Source organism: Alkalimonas amylolytica, from assembly GCF_900107845.1.
GTDB lineage: Bacteria > Pseudomonadota > Gammaproteobacteria > Enterobacterales > Alteromonadaceae > Alkalimonas > Alkalimonas amylolytica.
Window position 1 is genome coordinate 281,603 of sequence record NZ_FNRM01000003.1, and the last position, 16,762, is coordinate 298,364.

Here is a 16,762-nt window from a genome sequence, read left to right on the forward strand (position 1 = left end):
AGAAACAGAAAAACAAATGCCGGCTTGATGCCGGCATTTTTAATTGAGTAAAAAAACCCATCACAGCAAAGCAATACCACTGGCACGCTGCACCCGCTGTGTTATGGTGCTGGCCAGCACAGCCTCGTTATCGTAAATCAGGCTAAAGGTCGTTTTGGCCCGGGTGATGCCGGTATACAGCAGCTCACGAGTCAGCACCGGGCTGCTGCTTGCCGGCAGCAGCAAGGCTGTATGCTGGAACTCCGAACCCTGTGATTTATGCACCGTCATGGCAAAGACGGTTTCGGCGCTGTGCAAGCGGCTGGGCAGCACCCAGCGAATGCCGCCTTCCCCATCCAAAAAAGCCACCCGCAGTACTGTCTCACCTTGTTCCTGCACGGGTAAACAGACGCCAATATCACCATTCATTAGTTGCACCTGATAATCGTTGCGGGTCATCAGCACCGGCCGCCCCGGATACCAGGCCAGCCCCTCAGGCCGGATCAAGCCATGCCGGGCCAGTAAGCGTTCAATGCGGGCATTGAGGCCCTGTACGCCCCAGTCGCCTTCACGCACAGCGCCCAGCAGCTGAAAATTACGCTGCAGCGCCAAAATCTGCAGCGCCGTCTGGTTCCGCTGCGCGGTTTCGGCCTCCGGTGCAAAGGCTGCTACGGCGGTTAAATACGGCCGGTAGCCTGTAAGCAATAAAGCCTTAAGTGCATCACTAAAAGGCATGGCAGTTGAAGCTGATGTCCCAGTTGACACCGCTGACATGCTTTGCTGCAGCAATTGCACCGGGCTATTCGGTTCAGCCGCTATGGCTTTGATGGTCGTTACCGCAGAGCAAGCATCCCCAGCACCCTCAAGCTCATTGCCATCAACCCGAGCGCCATCATCCGTTGTCCCACCACGATTCACTAAAGTTGCCAACCGATGAATAGCACCGCCTTCGGTAAAGCGATAGCTGTGACGTAGCATGGCGGTGACCTGCGCCAACGCCGGTGCGTCTTCTGCTGCAACATAGCGCTCTGGTATAGCAGCCGCGCACAGTTGCTGCAAATAGGCCACCGTCCCTGGCCGGTAACTGCCTGCCTCAGCAAAACGGCACAGATCCCCCAATACCGAACCAGCTTCCACCGACGCCAGCTGATCTTTATCGCCCAGCAAATACAAACGGCAATCGGCCGGCAGAGCCTGCACCAGCGCCGCCATCAACTCCACATCCACCATCGAAGCTTCATCCACCACCACCACATCGGCCGCCAACGGGTTCTGGCGCTGATGTTTAAAGTGCCGGCTGTCCGGGCGGGCGCCAAGCAAGCGATGCAAGGTTTGCACCCGGGTCGGCAACCAGGCTTTTAATTGCCCGGGATCCGGCAATGGCAAGGCACTGACATCCAGCTGCTGCAAACTCTGGGCAATGGATTCATTCAAGCGGGCTGCGGCTTTGCCGGTAGGCGCGGCCAGCAGGATTTGCAATGGTTTTTGCTGTCCGGTCAGCTGAAGGCCCTGCAGCAGCGCCAGCAGCTTAAGCACGGTAGTGGTCTTACCGGTTCCTGGTCCACCGGTTATAATGGCAAAGCGGCTACGCAGCGCTAGAGCGCAGGCCGCCATCTGCCAATCAAAAGGCGCTGCGCGCTTATGCGCCGGAAAAAGTCCCTGCAGCAAGGGGGCCACACGATCAACAGCAAGCGGCGCTTCCGGTTGCAAACGCCGGGTAATTTCGGCGGCAATCAACTGCTCGTACTGCCAGTAGCGACGCATATAAAGCAGCGGCTTTTGCGCACTTCCTGCCAGCACAAAGGGGGCGTTCGCCCTCGTATGCGCCTGCTGACCTGGCAGTTGACTGGCCACCAGAGCCGAGCCTTGCAATGCCTGCAACCAATCCTGCCCACTGTGAGCGCTCAGATACTGCTTTAACTCAGCATCGGCCTGCTGCCAAAGCTCACTGCGCCCGGCTGGAGCTTTGACCTTACTTTGCAAAAGCACAGCACCGATATCCAGGCAAACATGCCCCCGGCCATGAGCTTCACTGCACAGCAGCACCGCTAATAGCTCCAGCTCGGTCAACTCTGGCAATTGCCTGCTGAAAAACTGCGCCAGCATCCAATCCAGGCTGCGGATAAGTCCGGCCTGGCACCAGTCTTCGGCCTGCTGCAATAAAGTAGGCAGGGTTGGCGTTAGGCTCTGAGCACTCATGATGTCACCTCACGAGCTGCATGGGTATGCTGTGGAGGTTCACCAGGAATGAGTTCTCCCCGCAACAAGGCATCCAGCTGTTCTATCAATGCCCGCTCGGGCCGGTATTGCCACAGCCCGTGCTGGCCAGGCTCGGCAGAGCCACGCACAAACCAGTACCAGGCACCGCCAATATGACGATCGTAGTCGTAATCGGCTAAGCGGCTTTGCAATAAGCGATGCAGCGCCAGCAGATAAAGCGCACACTGCATGTCGTAGCGATGGCTCAACATCGCCTGCTGCATCGTTTGCTGGCTGTAGCTGGCGTCCTCATCGCCGAGGCTGTTGGTTTTCCAGTCCAGTACATAGTAGCGGCCCTGATGCTCAACCACCCCATCAATAAAGCCTTTGATCATGCCGTTCAGCTGTTCCGGCTCGGCGTTTGGACGCACTTCACCTGGCAGCACATAGTGCTGGATCAGCCGATCGAGCAGATCACTGCTGACCTGCTCGATCGGTAATAAAAACTCCAGTTCCACCGTAATCTGCTGAGCGGTGACGGCCATCAACTGCAATGGCTGCGCTTCACCATGAAGCGGCACCGATTGCTGTAAAAACTGACACAGCCAATCGCTGAGTGCGCCGGCAGAGTCCTCCAACCCCACTGCCTGACAACGCCTTTGCAGCTCTACCGCCCGGCCCTGCTTATCCTGCACCGCTGCGGCAAAGCCAGACCAATGCCGACCAGCAGCATCCAGATAACGATGGGCTGCTGCCCATTCCAGCAAGGCGTGGACAAAGGTACCAAAGGCGGCTCCTTTGGGCAGTTGATGCATCAATTGGCTTGCTGAAGCCGGCAGCGTTAGCCGGGCTGCGCTCTTAGCTGCGAATGTCACGCCGGCAGTGGCTGCAGCATACAACTCGGCCTGCAGTGCGGCTTTGGCATCTTCTGGCTCGCTTAAAGGGTCAGTACTGTGCGTGGGGCTACTGGCAAAGCGTTCGGCGGCATGCGCTTGAAAGCGGATGGCTGAGTAACTGGCAATCCACCAACGCCGATAAGGTGGCAGCTGTGGGCTAGCGGCTGGCTCCAGCTCTGGCAGCGCCTCTGCCGGCTGATAAGGCTCGGCTTCATCACTTGATTCCAGCTGCAGCACAGCGCCTTGCCCGGTTAAGGCCTGCAACTGCTGCTGCAACTCGACTGGCTGCTGATACGCTGTCTCCCCATTCAACAAATAACCAAAAGCGCCCTGATGGTTTTGCATTTTTTTGCCCTGCACACAGACGGCGGCCGTACCCAGCCAGAGGCCATGCCGAGCCCGGGTCAGGGCAACATACAACAACCGCATGTCCTCGCTGAGCCGCTCGTCATCAGCCTGCTGCCAGGCGGCGGGAAAAGCGTCCTTACCGGCCACTTCGGTGCCTGTATGGCTTGCATCCCGGTAAGGCACCTGTCGTACCTTGCCATCTATGGGACGCCAGCCCACCACAAAAGGCAAAAACACCAGCGGGTATTCCAGGCCTTTGGATTTATGAATGGTGATGATTTTGACCAGGGCAGCATCGCTTTCCAGCCGGATCACCTGCTCTTCACCAGGCTCGTCCAGGTGTTCGGCCAGTTGGCGGATCAGTGCCTGCTCGCCTTCCAGCTGCACCGCCTGTTGCTGCAGCCAGTCGGCCAGATGCAACAAGTTGGTCAGTTGACGTTCGCCATCTTGCTGACGCAATAAACGGGCCGGCAGCTGGTAGTGATCAAGCAATTGCCGCAACATGGCCAGCACCCCCTGGTTACGCCAGCAGGCCTGCAAACGCAAAAAACACTGGACCTGAGCTTCCAGTGCCAGTTCATCCTGCTGCCAGGTCATCAATTGCTGCAAGGAGAGGCCGAGGCTCGGCGTGGCCAGCGCAGCTTTCACCAGACTTAAATCCATCGGGCTGGCGCAGGCCCGCAGCCAGAGCAGCACATCCGCCGCTTCGGCCGTGGCGAACACCGAGCCCCGATCGGATAAATACACGGCCGGTACCTGCAGTTTAGCCAGCTCAGCCTTGATCAACTGTGCTTCCTGCTGACTACGAACCAGCACAGCGATGTCTTCTGCTGCCAGCGGCCGGCTCTGCTCGCCCTCAAAGCGGCAACGCCCGGCACTGGCGGCATTGAGCAAAAAAGCAATACGGCTGGCACACTGATAAGCGCTGTGCTCACGGTAAGCACTGATGCGCCAGGGCTCCTCGCCGGGGAGATGCTGAATATGCAGCGCCGGCAAGGCCTTGCCATCCAACAACAACTGCTCGTTGCGACCGCTGGCACTGACAGCAGTATAGGGCAGCGGATTGTCGGTACTGCCCTCGGATTGAAAGCGAAAGGCGGCGCGTGGATGCGCTTCGGCCTGCAAAAACAGCTGATTGCAGGCATCAACCACTGCCTGGGTAGAACGAAAGTTACGACTTAAACTGTAATGCCGACCGGCCGTATCCCGCCGTGCCTGCAAATAGGTATGAATGTCGGCACCACGAAAGCTGTAAATGGCCTGCTTGGGATCGCCAATCAGCACCACGGCTGTGCTGGTATCGTTGTCAGCAATGCGGTAAATGCGGTTAAAAATGCCGTATTGCACCGGATCGGTATCCTGAAACTCATCAATTAAAGCCACCGGATAAGCCGCCCGAATACCGGCGGCCAGCTGGCTGGCATGCTCGCCAGCTTGCGCAGGGTCCAGTGCACTGTGTAGCTCAGTCAGTAAATCATTAAATCCAAGCTGTGCCTGGCGGTTGAGTCGTCGCTTTAGCTCCTGCCGACACCAGTAGAGGGCATGGCTTAAAATGCCTTCTTTTAGGCGGATGCCATCACCATCATCAGTTCCTGCGTCAGCGTCGGCTTGCTGTTGCCACAGCTCAGCCAGATGAGCCATGGCGACAAAAGCCGGATGATCCGGCTCTATCTCCGGTGCCTGGCCTTTTTTCCAGACAAAACGCCCGCTGGCAAAATGCGTCATTTTTTTATCGAAGGTGCCCTGCCCCCGACTCCACTGAGCCAGCTCGGTCAGTATCTGCCGGAATTTTTCATCGGTATTGGAGTAATGCCTGGTAGCATTAAAGCGACTTTGCAATGCCAGCAACTGCTGCTCAAGCTCTGCCCAGTGTTTGGCCCACAGCTGCCGTACCGATGGCTCCAAACTGGCAAAGGCAGCCTGCCGGGCTTGCTGTTGTTGTCTGGCTGCGATGGCCTCCGCCAGCAATGCCTGCAAGTCGGAGTCCTGTTCAAGTTGCAGCGGCGAGCCGGCGAACAGCAGTACAGGATCGGCCTGGCGCAACAAGGGCAACAGAGCTTTACGTAACCGATCCGGGTTCAGATAACACTGCTGCACCACAGCGGCCCCTTCGGCAGTCAGGGGGTAAAAATGCTGGCGCCAATAATCTTTCACGATGGCATCGAGCAACTCGGTTTGATCGGTCAGCAGCTCACGCTGAAACAAGCCCCGACTGTCAAAGGCATGCTCTGCCAGCATCTTATGGCACCAGCCATGAATGGTGGCAATCATAGCTTCATCCATGGCTTCGGCCGCGCGTTTTAACCGCAAGGCGCAAGCAGGCCAGGCTTCATCCGGATAACTCAGCACCAGCTGCAACAGCGGATCCGCGCTGGTTGCTGTTTGGCGCAGCTCAGCCGGGGACTGGCGAAACAGGCGGGCCGCTTCAACCAGGCGCTGCCTGACCCGGCTGCGCAATTCCTCCGTTGCCGCCTCGGTGAAGGTCAGTACCAGAATGTCCCGAGGTGTCAGTGCCCGGCTAAAGGCCGTTTGCTCATGACCTGCCATCGTGCCATGGCCCAAAACCAGTCGTACATAAAGCAAAGCCAGCGAGAAAGTTTTGCCGGTGCCGGCGCTGGCTTCAATCAGGCGGCTGCCATTGAGGGGAAAATGCAGTAAATCCAAATCCTGTGCTTTCATTGGCGATCTCCTGCAACCGCATACTGCATCAAGGGCACATACAACGCCTCGCAAAGGGAATTAAAGTCGGCATCGGTACTTAACTGATTGAAGTCAGGCCAGTAACGCTGCAACAACGGATAATCCCGCACTTCGGCGGTGATGCTGTAATCGCCCTGAAAGTCGCTGCCTTCGTAGCTTTGGATCGCTGTTTTTTCATCACCACCCAGCAAGGCCAGAACCGTTTTACAAGCCAGCGGCAAGGGGCGTTGCAACGCCTGCAGATAAACATCCAGTAATTGATTAAAAAACTGCGTCGCCAGCGCTTTATCCAACGGTGTTAAGCGAAAAATCGCATCCGGCCCTATCAGCAGGGTTTCGACAGCACCGGCTTGCTGGGCCAACAGATGCGCCGGCCAAAAGCGACAGAGATGATAACTTTTCAGTTGTTTTTTTGCATCAAACAACCGGCTGGGCTGTACCATCAGACGCACCAAGCGGCCATCCTGATGCTTACGAATATCGCTCAGGCTGTCTTCAAATACCACCGGCAGGGTTTCATCCAGCAGTTGCTGCCAGTACAGCGTCTCACCAAGCGGCTCGGATTGCAGCCGCAGCTGTTGCCACTGCGCCAGCAAAGCGGCCAACTCCTGATTTTTTTGCTGCATCAGCAAATCGCCAAAGCCGCCCATCGGCAAAGCGCCGGCGCGCTGCAGCCGGGCCGTTTCCTGCTGCAACAGCTGATCAACGCTAAGCGGCTGACCATCAGCCATGGTATCCGTGCTCAGGCCTAACTCCAGCCGGGCGATCAATGCCTGATCCAGCACCCAGCCATCCAGGCCACCGGCAGCAAAAAGTTCGTCGTCGCGCTCACGGTCCGGCTCTGCGCCACCATAGATCCCCAACCGCTTTTGATAAAGCACACGCCCCGGATGCCGTAACAAGTTGGCCAAATCGCTCAGGCGTATATGGGCGGCCTCCAAAGCAAAGCGTGGCGGCAGGGTTTCATCATTTGCCAAAGAAGAGGTCGCATCCAAAGCTGCGCGCCAGTCCGCAGCATAGCTGAACAAACGTGGGTCGCGCTTTGGTTCGAAGTAACGCCGGCTAAAAGGCTGCAGCGGATGATCCAGGGTCAGCTGCGCCAGCAGGGGCTGAACGGGATAAGCGGTTTCCAGATAGTCACGCAACTGCCCAACCAGCACCGAAGGCGGTTTTTCACTGTTATCCCGGATGCTAAAGCCGACCCAGCTCAGCACCAGTTTGTGACGGGCGGCCAGCAACGCTTCCAGAAACAGGTAATGATCATCGTCCCGGCGCGAGCGGTCACCAGGCCGGTAGCCAGCTTGCATCAGATCAAAGTCATTGCGCCTGACCGGACGCGGATAGTCACCGTCGTTCATGCCTAATAACCAAATTTGGGCAAAGGGAATGGCCCGCATCGGCATCAGGGTGGCAAAGTTCACTGCCCCGGCCAAAAAGCGCTGCTGCAAACCAGGCTGATCCAGCTCGCTGAGCAACGCATCGCGCACCACGTCCAGCGCTAATGGCTGCTCAGCCAGATCGCTGTCGGCCAGGTGCTGCTGCCAACGGCTCAATTGCTGACGAATACGCTCCTCAGCCTGCTGATCGACCGAACTTTGTGGTAAAAAGAATTGCTCCAGCAAGCCAAGCAGCAGCTGCTGCCAATCGCTGGCATGATGAGGATGCTGCAACTGCTGCCAGCTGTGTTCCAACGCACTGACCAGCTCGGCCAAAGGCCCAACCAGCGCAGCATCCAACCCGGCCACTTCATCATAAGGCTCAATGTCCTGCCAGGCTTCGCCCTCGCCTGCCACATACCCCAACAGCATCCGCTTTAAGCCAAACCACCAGCTGTTTTGCTCCAGTTGCCCGGGCAGACCAAACGCGGCACGTTGCCGGCCACTGAGTCCCCAGCGAATATTGGCCCCTTCAATCCAGGGCTTTAAACGGGCAACCCCAGCTTCATCCAGGCCAAAGCGCTGTTGCAGCGCTGGCGTATCCAGCAAATCCAGCATGGCACTGACGGTAAAGCGGTTATCCGGCAAACGGAGCAAGGCTTCAAAAGCCAGCAGCAAGGTGTTGCGATGGCGCAGCCCCTGGTCGGCGACAAAAAAGGGCAAATAACGCGGGTCTTCCGGGCGAAAACGCCCAAAGGTAGCTGCGATGTAGGGCGCGTACTGGTTTATATCCGGCACCATCACCAGAATATCGCGCGGCTGTAGCGGCTGGCCCTGCTGCCTGGCCTGACTGAGCTCATGCAGCAGTTGATCGTGCAAAACCTCCAGCTCCCGCAACGGACTGTGGCAACGCATAAATTGCAGGCTGTGATCGCTGGCTGGCACTTGCGTCTTCATAGCAGCACGCTCTTCGGCCGAGTGCAGTTCAAGAATATCCTGCTGCAGCTGCTGCAACAAAGTCGCTTCACCGGGCGATTCAAACAAATCAATGCGACCGGCAAAATACTGCTGATAACTGCCGCTGTCATCCAGTTCATCCAGCAGATGCAGATAATCCCGTCCCTGTTTGCCAAGAGCCGCCAGCAAGGGGTTGCCAGCCAGATGCAGCTGCTCTGCCGATAACTGTGCCAGAGGGTGCTGCTCGTGCCTCCTTGCCCGGCGGTACTCCTGACGCAATAGATCACGGCCATCAATCAGATCGCCCCAATACTGCCGGCAAGGATTGCTGACAAAGAGCAGCACCTGACAAAATGGTGACAGTGCATGCAGTGCATCCAACGTTTGACGGGGCAATGACGAGATACCAAATACCACCACCCGTCGTGGCAAGCCGGCCGGTCGCGCTTGAAGTTGCTGACAGGCGGATAAAAACTGTTGGTGCACATCGGCACGGCTTAAGGCTCCGGGCTGCTGACTTTGGATTTCCTGCTGCAGCTGACGCCACAACCAGGGCTGCCAGAGCTGGTGAGCCGGCAGCGGATGGCCATCGATGCTGTTGTTGCCTTGCTGCCAATGCTGCAGCCAGTCGGCCCGGTAGACCTGATACTGATCGAATAAATCTGCCAGCTGAAACGCCAGCTGATAACAGCGCCTCGGATCGGTTGGGTCTTTGGCCAAAAAGCCATGCAAAGGTGCCAGCTCGGCCTGATCCGGTAGCTGCTGCAGCAGGCGGTACAAACGCCAGCCAAGCGCATCCTTGTTGTAAGGCGATTCGGCCGGCAAAGCCGGCAGCACAGCACGGTAGGCCTGCCATAAAAACCGACCCGGCAGTTCAGTGCTAATCCCGGCAGCAATGCCAAGGCCGCCCTGGGCTTTCGGCGCTGCCAGTGCCAGTTTCAACCACTGAGCAATGCCGTTGCTTTGCACCAGAAAGGTTTCAGTTTCCAGCGGCGACAACGGATAGCGCTGACACCACTGCAACATGATGTCACGCAATTGCTCCAGCCGGTTGCCCTGCAGCACCATAAAACCTGTTGGCCAGTCCTGAGCTGTCATCGGATCCCTGTTCTTTTCATTGTTGTTATGCGTTTGCCACAGTATGCCATAGCTTCTTGCATTCAATGAATCCCCCAGTGGCAGATTGAAAAAAATGCAAACCGCTAAAAAATTGATTTATGACAGGAAATATGAGTTAACGGCCTTTGCCAAGTTGCTGTAACACAGCGTCGGTGTGTTCACCAAGCTCCGGAGGGGCCGAATCAAACGACAAAGGGGTGGCAGAAAATTTTACCGGGTTGGCAACCATGGGCACCTGATAGCCTTTGGCATGCATCACCTGAATATGCATGCCCCTGGCCTGCACTTGAGGATTGGCAAAAACCTGCTCCAGGTTATTGATAGGCCCGCATGGTACGTGCTGCTCAGACAAGGCTTTGACCCAATGCGCCACGCCATGCTGCAACAGCTGAGTGGCAAGTCGCGGGATCAGGACATCACGGTGCTGCACCCGCAATGCATTGCTGCTAAAGCGGGGATCATCGGCCAGATCAGCACAACCAAGCACCGCACAGCAGCTACGAAACTGCCGATCGTTGCCCACCGCCAGCAGAATAAAGCCATCTTTTACCTGCATCGCCTGATAGGGCACGATATTCGGATGAGCCGTGCCAAGACGCTGCGGCACCTCACCACTGACCAGATAATTGGAGGCCTGGTTGGCCAGCCAGGCCACCTGGGTATCCAGCAAAGCTAAATCGATGTATTGGCCCTGGCCGGTCTGGTTGCGATGGTGCAAGGCGGCCAAAATAGCAGAAACAGCGTACATACCGGTCATCAAGTCCGCCACTGCCACACCGACTTTTTGCGGCCCGCCACCGGGATGCGTATCCGGCTCACCGGTGATGCTCATTAAGCCACCCAAGCCCTGGATCATGGCATCGTAACCGGCCTGGTTAGCATAAGGTCCAGTCTGACCAAAGCCGGTAATGGAGCAATAAATCAGCCGGGGATGACTGGCTTTAAGGCTCGCGTAATTCAGGCCATACCTGGCCAAACCACCTACTTTGTAATTTTCCAGCAAAATATCCGCTTGCTGCGCCAACTGCTTAATCTGCAGTTGGCCTTGCTCAGTTTGGATATCAATGCACAACGACTTTTTGCCACGGTTGGCCGACAAAAAATAAGCCGACTGACCGGTGTTTTGCCCCTCTTGATCATGCAAAAATGGTGGTCCCCATTGACGGGTATCATCTCCTTCGCCGGGTTTTTCAATTTTCCAGACTTCTGCACCGTAATCGGCCAGCACCTGACTGGCCCAAGGCCCCGCCAGAATACGACTTAAGTCCAGAACTTTTACACCTTGTAATGGGCCAGCCATACACCACTCCAATAATCCGGGTATTCATCCTGAAACAGAGTACGGTATTTATCCACAAAAGTCGCTGAAGACAAAAAAATACCAGACTAACAAGTCATAAAAGGCAGCAAGCGCGCTATATTGCGCGCATCGTCAATACCGCGGTGATAAGAGCCATCAAACTGCAAGCCATGGTGCGCGAGGGCTGTCGGCAAAGCAGAGCGTCGATTAGATGCCCTGCCCTCGCGCCAGCGCTTTTTCAGGTTGATATGCTCTAACGCCATAAAAGACGGTGCCTGGCCATAACGCTGCTGCTCGGCCAGCAATTGATGCCGATCATAATCGCCCCAGGAACCCCAGGCGTTCAGAGAATAAGGCTGCAACCAGGCATCAATGGCAACAATCACCTCACTAAAAATCGGAGCACCATCTACATCCTGCTGGCGAATGCTGGTTAGCTCGGTGCAAAATGCGCTTAACACCGGCCGCATCAAAGGACACACCATAAAAGAACGGGCATCCAGCACGCTGCCATCGGTGGTTGCCACTACGCACCCAAACTCAATCACTTCCATATCATCCACGGTCTGCCGACGACTAAGCCCAGGTACATCCCCGTCCCAACAGGTGGCTTCCAGATCAACAATGAACAGTTGGTTTGGCATGGTGGTTTCCGAATGATGCTTGCCATGAAACTTGCTTTCACAACGCAAGCTTACATGCTCTGATTTAAAACGATAAGATAAGTGTACCCCAAGGGGGAAGTGATACAATGAGGTCTTGGCTGCCCCAGCAGGAATCGAACCTGCAACTGCCCCTTAGGAGGGGGCCGTTATATCCATTTAACTATAGGGCAATAGCGCTGAATTCTATCAGAAAATTGCCGCCAACCAAAAGCCTTGATTTGTAGGTGGATTTAATTAGGCAGTTTTGGCTGAACCCGCAGCAAAATCAGGTAAAATACCCAGGCTTTTATTGTTATAGATCGAGCCAAAACAGGTCTTCGTACGTAACCAAACACCTAATAACCGAGTAAAATAGTCAGGAATAATAGTTGAGTATTTTAGTCAACTATTATAGAATGGGCTTTAGACAAGTCCGTAATTTCCATCGCATCCACTCGCTGATAGAGCGATCAGCCGGTTACGATACCCGGTTAGTATAAAAATTGCGATGTGACACAAACAACGACAGCAGCGAGAATCATAGCTATGACCGAGCAGATCCAAGAAGCATTATCCCGAAAATACGAAGCCGGCTTTGTGTCTGACATTGAGTCAGAAACTTTCGCCGCAGGGCTTGATGAAGATGTGATCCGCCGTATTTCTGCCATGAAAAATGAGCCTGAATGGATGCTGGAGTGGCGGCTGCGCGCTTACCACAACTGGCTTAGTATGGAAGAGCCGGACTGGGCCCATGTGCGGTACCCTAAAATCGATTATCAGGCGATTTCCTATTACTCCTCGCCCAAAAGCATGAAAGATAAACCCAAATCTCTGGATGAGGTCGACCCGGAACTGTTAAGGGTGTACGAAAAGCTGGGCATTCCTTTGTACGAACAGGAAATGTTGGCTGGCGTCGCGGTCGATGTAGTCTTCGACTCGGTGTCCGTGGTCACGACCTTTCGGGAGAAATTAAAAGAAGCCGGCGTTATCTTTTGCCCAATTTCAGAGGCGATTCAGGAATATCCTGAGTTGGTAAAAAAATACCTCGGTACTGTGGTCCCCCGCTCTGACAATTATTTTGCCGCCTTAAACAGCGCCGTCTTTACCGATGGCTCTTTTGTTTACATTCCAAAAGGTGTGCGCTGTCCGATGGAGCTATCCACCTACTTTCGTATCAACGAGCAAAACACCGGCCAGTTTGAACGTACCCTGATCATTGCCGATGAAGGCAGTTATGTCAGCTATCTGGAAGGCTGTACCGCGCCGCAGCGCGACGAAAATCAGCTGCACGCTGCTGTGGTCGAATTGGTGGCGATGGATGATGCACAAATCAAGTACTCTACCGTGCAAAACTGGTACCCGGGCGATGAGAATGGCAAAGGGGGTATTTATAATTTTGTGACCAAGCGTGGCTTGTGCCATACCAATGCCAAAATATCCTGGACTCAGGTGGAAACCGGCTCTGCTGTCACCTGGAAATACCCAAGCTGCATTTTAAAAGGCGATAACAGCGTCGGTGAGTTTTATTCGGTGGCACTGACACGCGGCCACCAACAAGCCGATACCGGCACCAAGATGATCCACCTGGGTAAAAATACCCGATCTACCATCATTTCCAAAGGCATCAGTGCCGGACAAAGCAATAACAGCTACCGTGGTCTGGTGCACATGGGACCTAAAGCGGATGGTGCCCGTAACTTTACCGAGTGCGACTCCCTGCTCATTGGTGATCGCTGCGGTGCTCATACCTTTCCGTACATTGAAAGTCGTAACCCCACCGCCAAAGTAGAGCATGAAGCCACCACCTCGAAAGTGAGCGACGATCAGTTGTTTTTATGCAAACAACGCGGCCTGGATGCCGAAAAGGCCGTCTCGATGATCGTGAACGGTTTCTGCAAAGAAGTATTCAAAGAATTGCCCATGGAGTTTGCCGTAGAGGCAGGCAAATTACTCGAAATCAGTCTCGAAGGCTCAGTAGGATAATTACCAGATGCTAACCATTAAAAACCTGCATGCTCGTGTTGAGCAAAAAAACATTTTGAATAACCTGAACCTGACTATCAAACCAGGTGAGGTGCACGCCATCATGGGGCCAAATGGCGCTGGTAAAAGCACCCTGGGTTATGTCCTGTCTGGCCGGGAAGGTTATGAAGTACTGGACGGCCAGGTTGATTTTCAGGGGCAGGATTTACTGGAGATGGAAACCGAAGATCGGGCCAGAAATGGTCTGTTTCTGGCATTCCAATACCCGGTTGAGATCCCTGGTGTCAGTAATATGGAATTTATGAAAGAGTCGGTGAATGCCATGCGTCAGCACCGTGGCGAAGAGCCTCTGACCGCAGCGGAGTTTCTGAAAAAAGCCAAAGAAGCCTGCAAGCAAGTGCAGTTGCCACTGGATTTCTTAAAGCGTGGCGTGAATGAAGGCTTTTCTGGTGGCGAGAAAAAGCGCAATGAAATCATGCAAATGATTTTACTTGAGCCAACGTTGTGTATCCTGGATGAGTCGGACTCTGGCCTCGATGTGGATGCCTTGCAAGTGGTAGCCAATGGGGTGAACAGTCAGCGCGATGGCAAACGCAGTTTTATCGTCATCACGCATTACCAACGCTTGCTCGATTACATTGAGCCAGACTTTGTCCATATCCTGGCCAATGGCAAAGTAGTGAAAAGCGGCGATGCCAGCCTGGCCAAGCAAATTGAGCAACAAGGCTATGCCTTTTTGGGGCTGGATACCAGTGAGGAGGCAAGTGCATGAATGCATGGCTGCAGCAGGCAATAGAGCGTGGCCAGGGCATTGATGACTGGCTAAGCCCGGCACGTGCGCGCGCGCTTGAGGCGTTAAGCAACACAAGCTGGCCAACCCGACGGACCGAAAGCTGGAAGTACACTTCGTTAACGGCGTTGGAACAGCTTGATTTAACTGCCGAATCGGCAAAGCAACAGTCCACTGTCGAGCCAATTCCTGGTGTGGACTGTCTGGATTTGGTGTTTAAAAATGGCGTGTTGCAAACTAACCTGGCGCAAATGAACTTGCCGGCAGGGCTGCAAATTACCAGTGTGCAAACGACATCGGCTGTGCAACAGGTGATAGCCACCACCCTTTTCTCTCAGATCAAACCCAAACATCACTTGTTTGGCCTGGTGAACGATGCACTGGCTGGCGACGTCTTGTTTATTGATATCGAGCAAAACAGCCACATCGGGCAACCTATTCGAATCATCAGCCTAAGCACTGGCGGCCATGAGTCGCATCACCGGGTGCTGGTTCGGCTTGGCAACCAGGCAAAAGCGACCCTGATTGAGCAGGCCCTGGGCCAGCAAAACAGTCTGAGTACAGGTTTCACCGAGTGTGACTTAGGTGAACAGGCAGAGCTGGAGCATTACCGGCTTGCGATGCATACAGGCGAGGCCATTTACTTCGGTGGCTGCCACTTCTGCCTGCATCATCATGCCAACCTTAACAGCACCCTGATTGGCTATGGCAGCCAGTTATCGCGCACCGATATTGATATTATTCATAATGGTGAACATGCCAAAGCAAAGCTTAATGCGATTTACTTGCTAGGCGAGTCCGAGCATTTTGATCTGCACAGCACCATTGAGCATGCCAAACCCAACGGCACTACCGAAGAAAATGTACGCGGTATTGTTGGTGATAAAGCCAACGCTGTGTTCAATGGTCGAATTCATATTCATCGTGATGCCCAGAAAACCCTGGCTGAACTGAATAACCGCAATTTATTATTGTCGCGCCGCGGCCAGATCAATACCAAACCTGAGCTGGAAATCTATGCCGATGATGTGCAGTGTGCCCATGGCGCCACGGTTGCAGAGATTGAAGAGGAAGCGCTTTATTATCTGATGTCTCGTGGTATCTCGCGCTCTAAGGCATTGGTGATGCTAAACTATGGCTTTATTCAGGAACTGATCAACCAAATGCCAAACCAGCAGCTGGCACAGTGGCTGGAGCCTCAGCTAAGAGCCCGCTTTAAGGAGATGGAAGTTCGATGACTGCAGCTATCAGCCATTTCGACATCGACGCAATCCGGGCTCAATTCCCAATTTTGCAGCAACAGATTGAAGGCAACCCACTGGTCTATCTGGATAATGCAGCAACGACACAAAAGCCGAAGGCGGTGATTCAGGCCATTACCGATTACTACACCCAATGCAATGCCAATGTGCATCGCGGCGCCCACCATCTGGCTGATGAAGCGACCCGGCGCTTTGAGCAAGCGCGCGATACGGTGGCCGCTTTTATTGGGGCCCGGGATCGCAGCGAAGTGATTTGGACCAGCGGCACCACGGAAGCCATCAATATCGTGGCCAATGGCATCGGGCAACGCCTGCAGCCAGGTGATGAAGTGCTGGTAACCGAGATGGAGCATCATGCCAATTTAGTCACCTGGCAACAAGCGTGTAAGCGCAGCGGGGCCAGCTTAAAAGTGGCACCTATCCACGACAATGGTGCTCTAAATACCACAGCTTTTACCCGTTTGCTTACCGATAAGACCAAACTGGTCGCACTGCCCCATGTCTCCAATGCGCTTGGTACCGTCAACCCGATCAAAACATTAACAGCAGAAGCGCACGCTATAGGAGCCTTGGTATTCATTGATGGGGCTCAGGGCATTGCGCACGGCGGTGTGGATGTCAGCGATATCGGCTGCGACTTTTATGCCTTTTCAGGCCATAAACTCTTTGGCCCCACCGGAGTCGGTGTGCTCTGGGGTAAAAAAGCGGTACTGCAGGACTGGCCAGTCTGGCAAACCGGCGGAGAAATGATTGCTCAGGTGACCTATCAGTCGTCTACCTGGGGTGAGTTGCCAAACCGCCTGGAAGCAGGTACCCCCAATATTGCCGGCGTCATTGGCCTTGCTGCCGCCATTGATTGGTTTAACCGGCTTGATCTCACGGCTGTCCAGACGCATGAACGCAGATTGCTCGACTACGCCACCGAACAAGCACATGGCTTTGACGGTTTGCAAATTGTGGGAACGGCAGCGGATAAAATCGGCGTATTCAGTTTTTTACTGGAAGGAAGCCACCCGGCTGATGTCGGTTTTCTATTGGATAAGCAAGGCATTGCCATTCGAACCGGTTCGCACTGCGCCCAACCGCTGATGCAGCGTCTTGGCGTTCCCGGCACAGCCAGAGCCTCTTTTTCGGTGTACAACACACTGCAAGAAGTGGATGCATTATTTATTGCGTTGAAAAAAGCCCGGCAGATGCTAGCCTAAGGAT

General features: G+C 54.7%; 9 protein-coding genes and 1 tRNA gene. 4 read left to right on the plus strand and 6 right to left on the minus strand.

Annotation, left to right across the window (positions count from 1 at the left end; genetic code table 11):
• Nucleotides 1–60: 60 nt before the first annotated feature.
• The 6 genes from recD to BLW37_RS07590 form a co-directional block, all read right to left on the minus strand.
• On the minus strand, nucleotides 61–2,178 hold the full coding sequence (recD, locus tag BLW37_RS07565; RefSeq protein ID WP_091341536.1) for an exodeoxyribonuclease V subunit alpha: 2,118 nt from the start codon (nucleotides 2,176–2,178) through the stop codon (nucleotides 61–63).
• Entirely contained in the window at nucleotides 2,175–6,101 is a 3,927-nt protein-coding gene (gene recB / locus BLW37_RS07570) for an exodeoxyribonuclease V subunit beta (protein ID WP_091341537.1), read from the minus strand. The genes recD and recB overlap by 4 nt, the downstream gene beginning before the upstream one ends.
• Nucleotides 6,098–9,619, minus strand: coding sequence for an exodeoxyribonuclease V subunit gamma (gene recC / locus BLW37_RS07575; RefSeq protein WP_245785651.1), 3,522 nt, complete (start codon nucleotides 9,617–9,619; stop codon nucleotides 6,098–6,100). Before recC ends, recB begins: the two co-directional genes overlap by 4 nt.
• Before the next feature lie 70 nt (nucleotides 9,620–9,689).
• Nucleotides 9,690–10,874, minus strand: coding sequence for a CaiB/BaiF CoA transferase family protein (locus BLW37_RS07580; protein ID WP_091341541.1), 1,185 nt, complete (start codon nucleotides 10,872–10,874; stop codon nucleotides 9,690–9,692).
• Between the two features lie 86 nt (nucleotides 10,875–10,960).
• Complete coding sequence (locus BLW37_RS07585) at nucleotides 10,961–11,518, minus strand: 3'-5' exonuclease (RefSeq protein ID WP_091342021.1); 558 nt, start codon at nucleotides 11,516–11,518, stop codon at nucleotides 10,961–10,963.
• Nucleotides 11,519–11,634: 116 nt separating this feature from the next.
• A tRNA-Arg gene (locus tag BLW37_RS07590) sits at nucleotides 11,635–11,709 on the minus strand.
• Between the two features lie 355 nt (nucleotides 11,710–12,064).
• Between BLW37_RS07590 and sufB the strand changes: the two genes are divergently transcribed.
• From sufB to BLW37_RS07610, 4 genes are read left to right on the plus strand one after another with little or no spacing between them, the layout of a single operon-like run.
• Complete coding sequence (gene sufB / locus BLW37_RS07595; RefSeq protein ID WP_091341543.1) at nucleotides 12,065–13,501, plus strand: Fe-S cluster assembly protein SufB; 1,437 nt, start codon at nucleotides 12,065–12,067, stop codon at nucleotides 13,499–13,501.
• A 16-nt stretch (nucleotides 13,502–13,517) separates the two neighbouring features.
• On the plus strand, nucleotides 13,518–14,273 hold the full coding sequence (sufC, locus tag BLW37_RS07600; RefSeq protein ID WP_425426616.1) for a Fe-S cluster assembly ATPase SufC: 756 nt from the start codon (nucleotides 13,518–13,520) through the stop codon (nucleotides 14,271–14,273).
• Complete coding sequence (sufD, locus tag BLW37_RS07605) at nucleotides 14,270–15,529, plus strand: Fe-S cluster assembly protein SufD (RefSeq protein ID WP_091341547.1); 1,260 nt, start codon at nucleotides 14,270–14,272, stop codon at nucleotides 15,527–15,529. Before sufC ends, sufD begins: the two co-directional genes overlap by 4 nt.
• Nucleotides 15,526–16,758, plus strand: a complete 1,233-nt coding sequence (locus tag BLW37_RS07610) for an aminotransferase class V-fold PLP-dependent enzyme (protein ID WP_091341549.1) — start codon at nucleotides 15,526–15,528, stop codon at nucleotides 16,756–16,758. The genes sufD and BLW37_RS07610 overlap by 4 nt, the downstream gene beginning before the upstream one ends.
• Nucleotides 16,759–16,762 lie beyond the last annotated feature (4 nt).

Excerpts from the sequence above, each read along its gene's own strand:
- BLW37_RS07585 (WP_091342021.1), bottom strand. The coding sequence starts at position 11,518 with ATGCCAAACCAACTGTTCATTGTTGATCTGGAAGCCACCTGTTGGGAC.
- recB (WP_091341537.1), bottom strand. The coding sequence starts at position 6,101 with ATGAAAGCACAGGATTTGGATTTACTGCATTTTCCCCTCAATGGCAGC.
- sufD (WP_091341547.1), top strand. The coding sequence starts at position 14,270 with ATGAATGCATGGCTGCAGCAGGCAATAGAGCGTGGCCAGGGCATTGAT.
- sufB (WP_091341543.1), top strand. The coding sequence starts at position 12,065 with ATGACCGAGCAGATCCAAGAAGCATTATCCCGAAAATACGAAGCCGGC.
- BLW37_RS07610 (WP_091341549.1), top strand. The coding sequence starts at position 15,526 with ATGACTGCAGCTATCAGCCATTTCGACATCGACGCAATCCGGGCTCAA.
- recD (WP_091341536.1), bottom strand. The coding sequence starts at position 2,178 with ATGAGTGCTCAGAGCCTAACGCCAACCCTGCCTACTTTATTGCAGCAG.
- BLW37_RS07580 (WP_091341541.1), bottom strand. The coding sequence starts at position 10,874 with ATGGCTGGCCCATTACAAGGTGTAAAAGTTCTGGACTTAAGTCGTATT.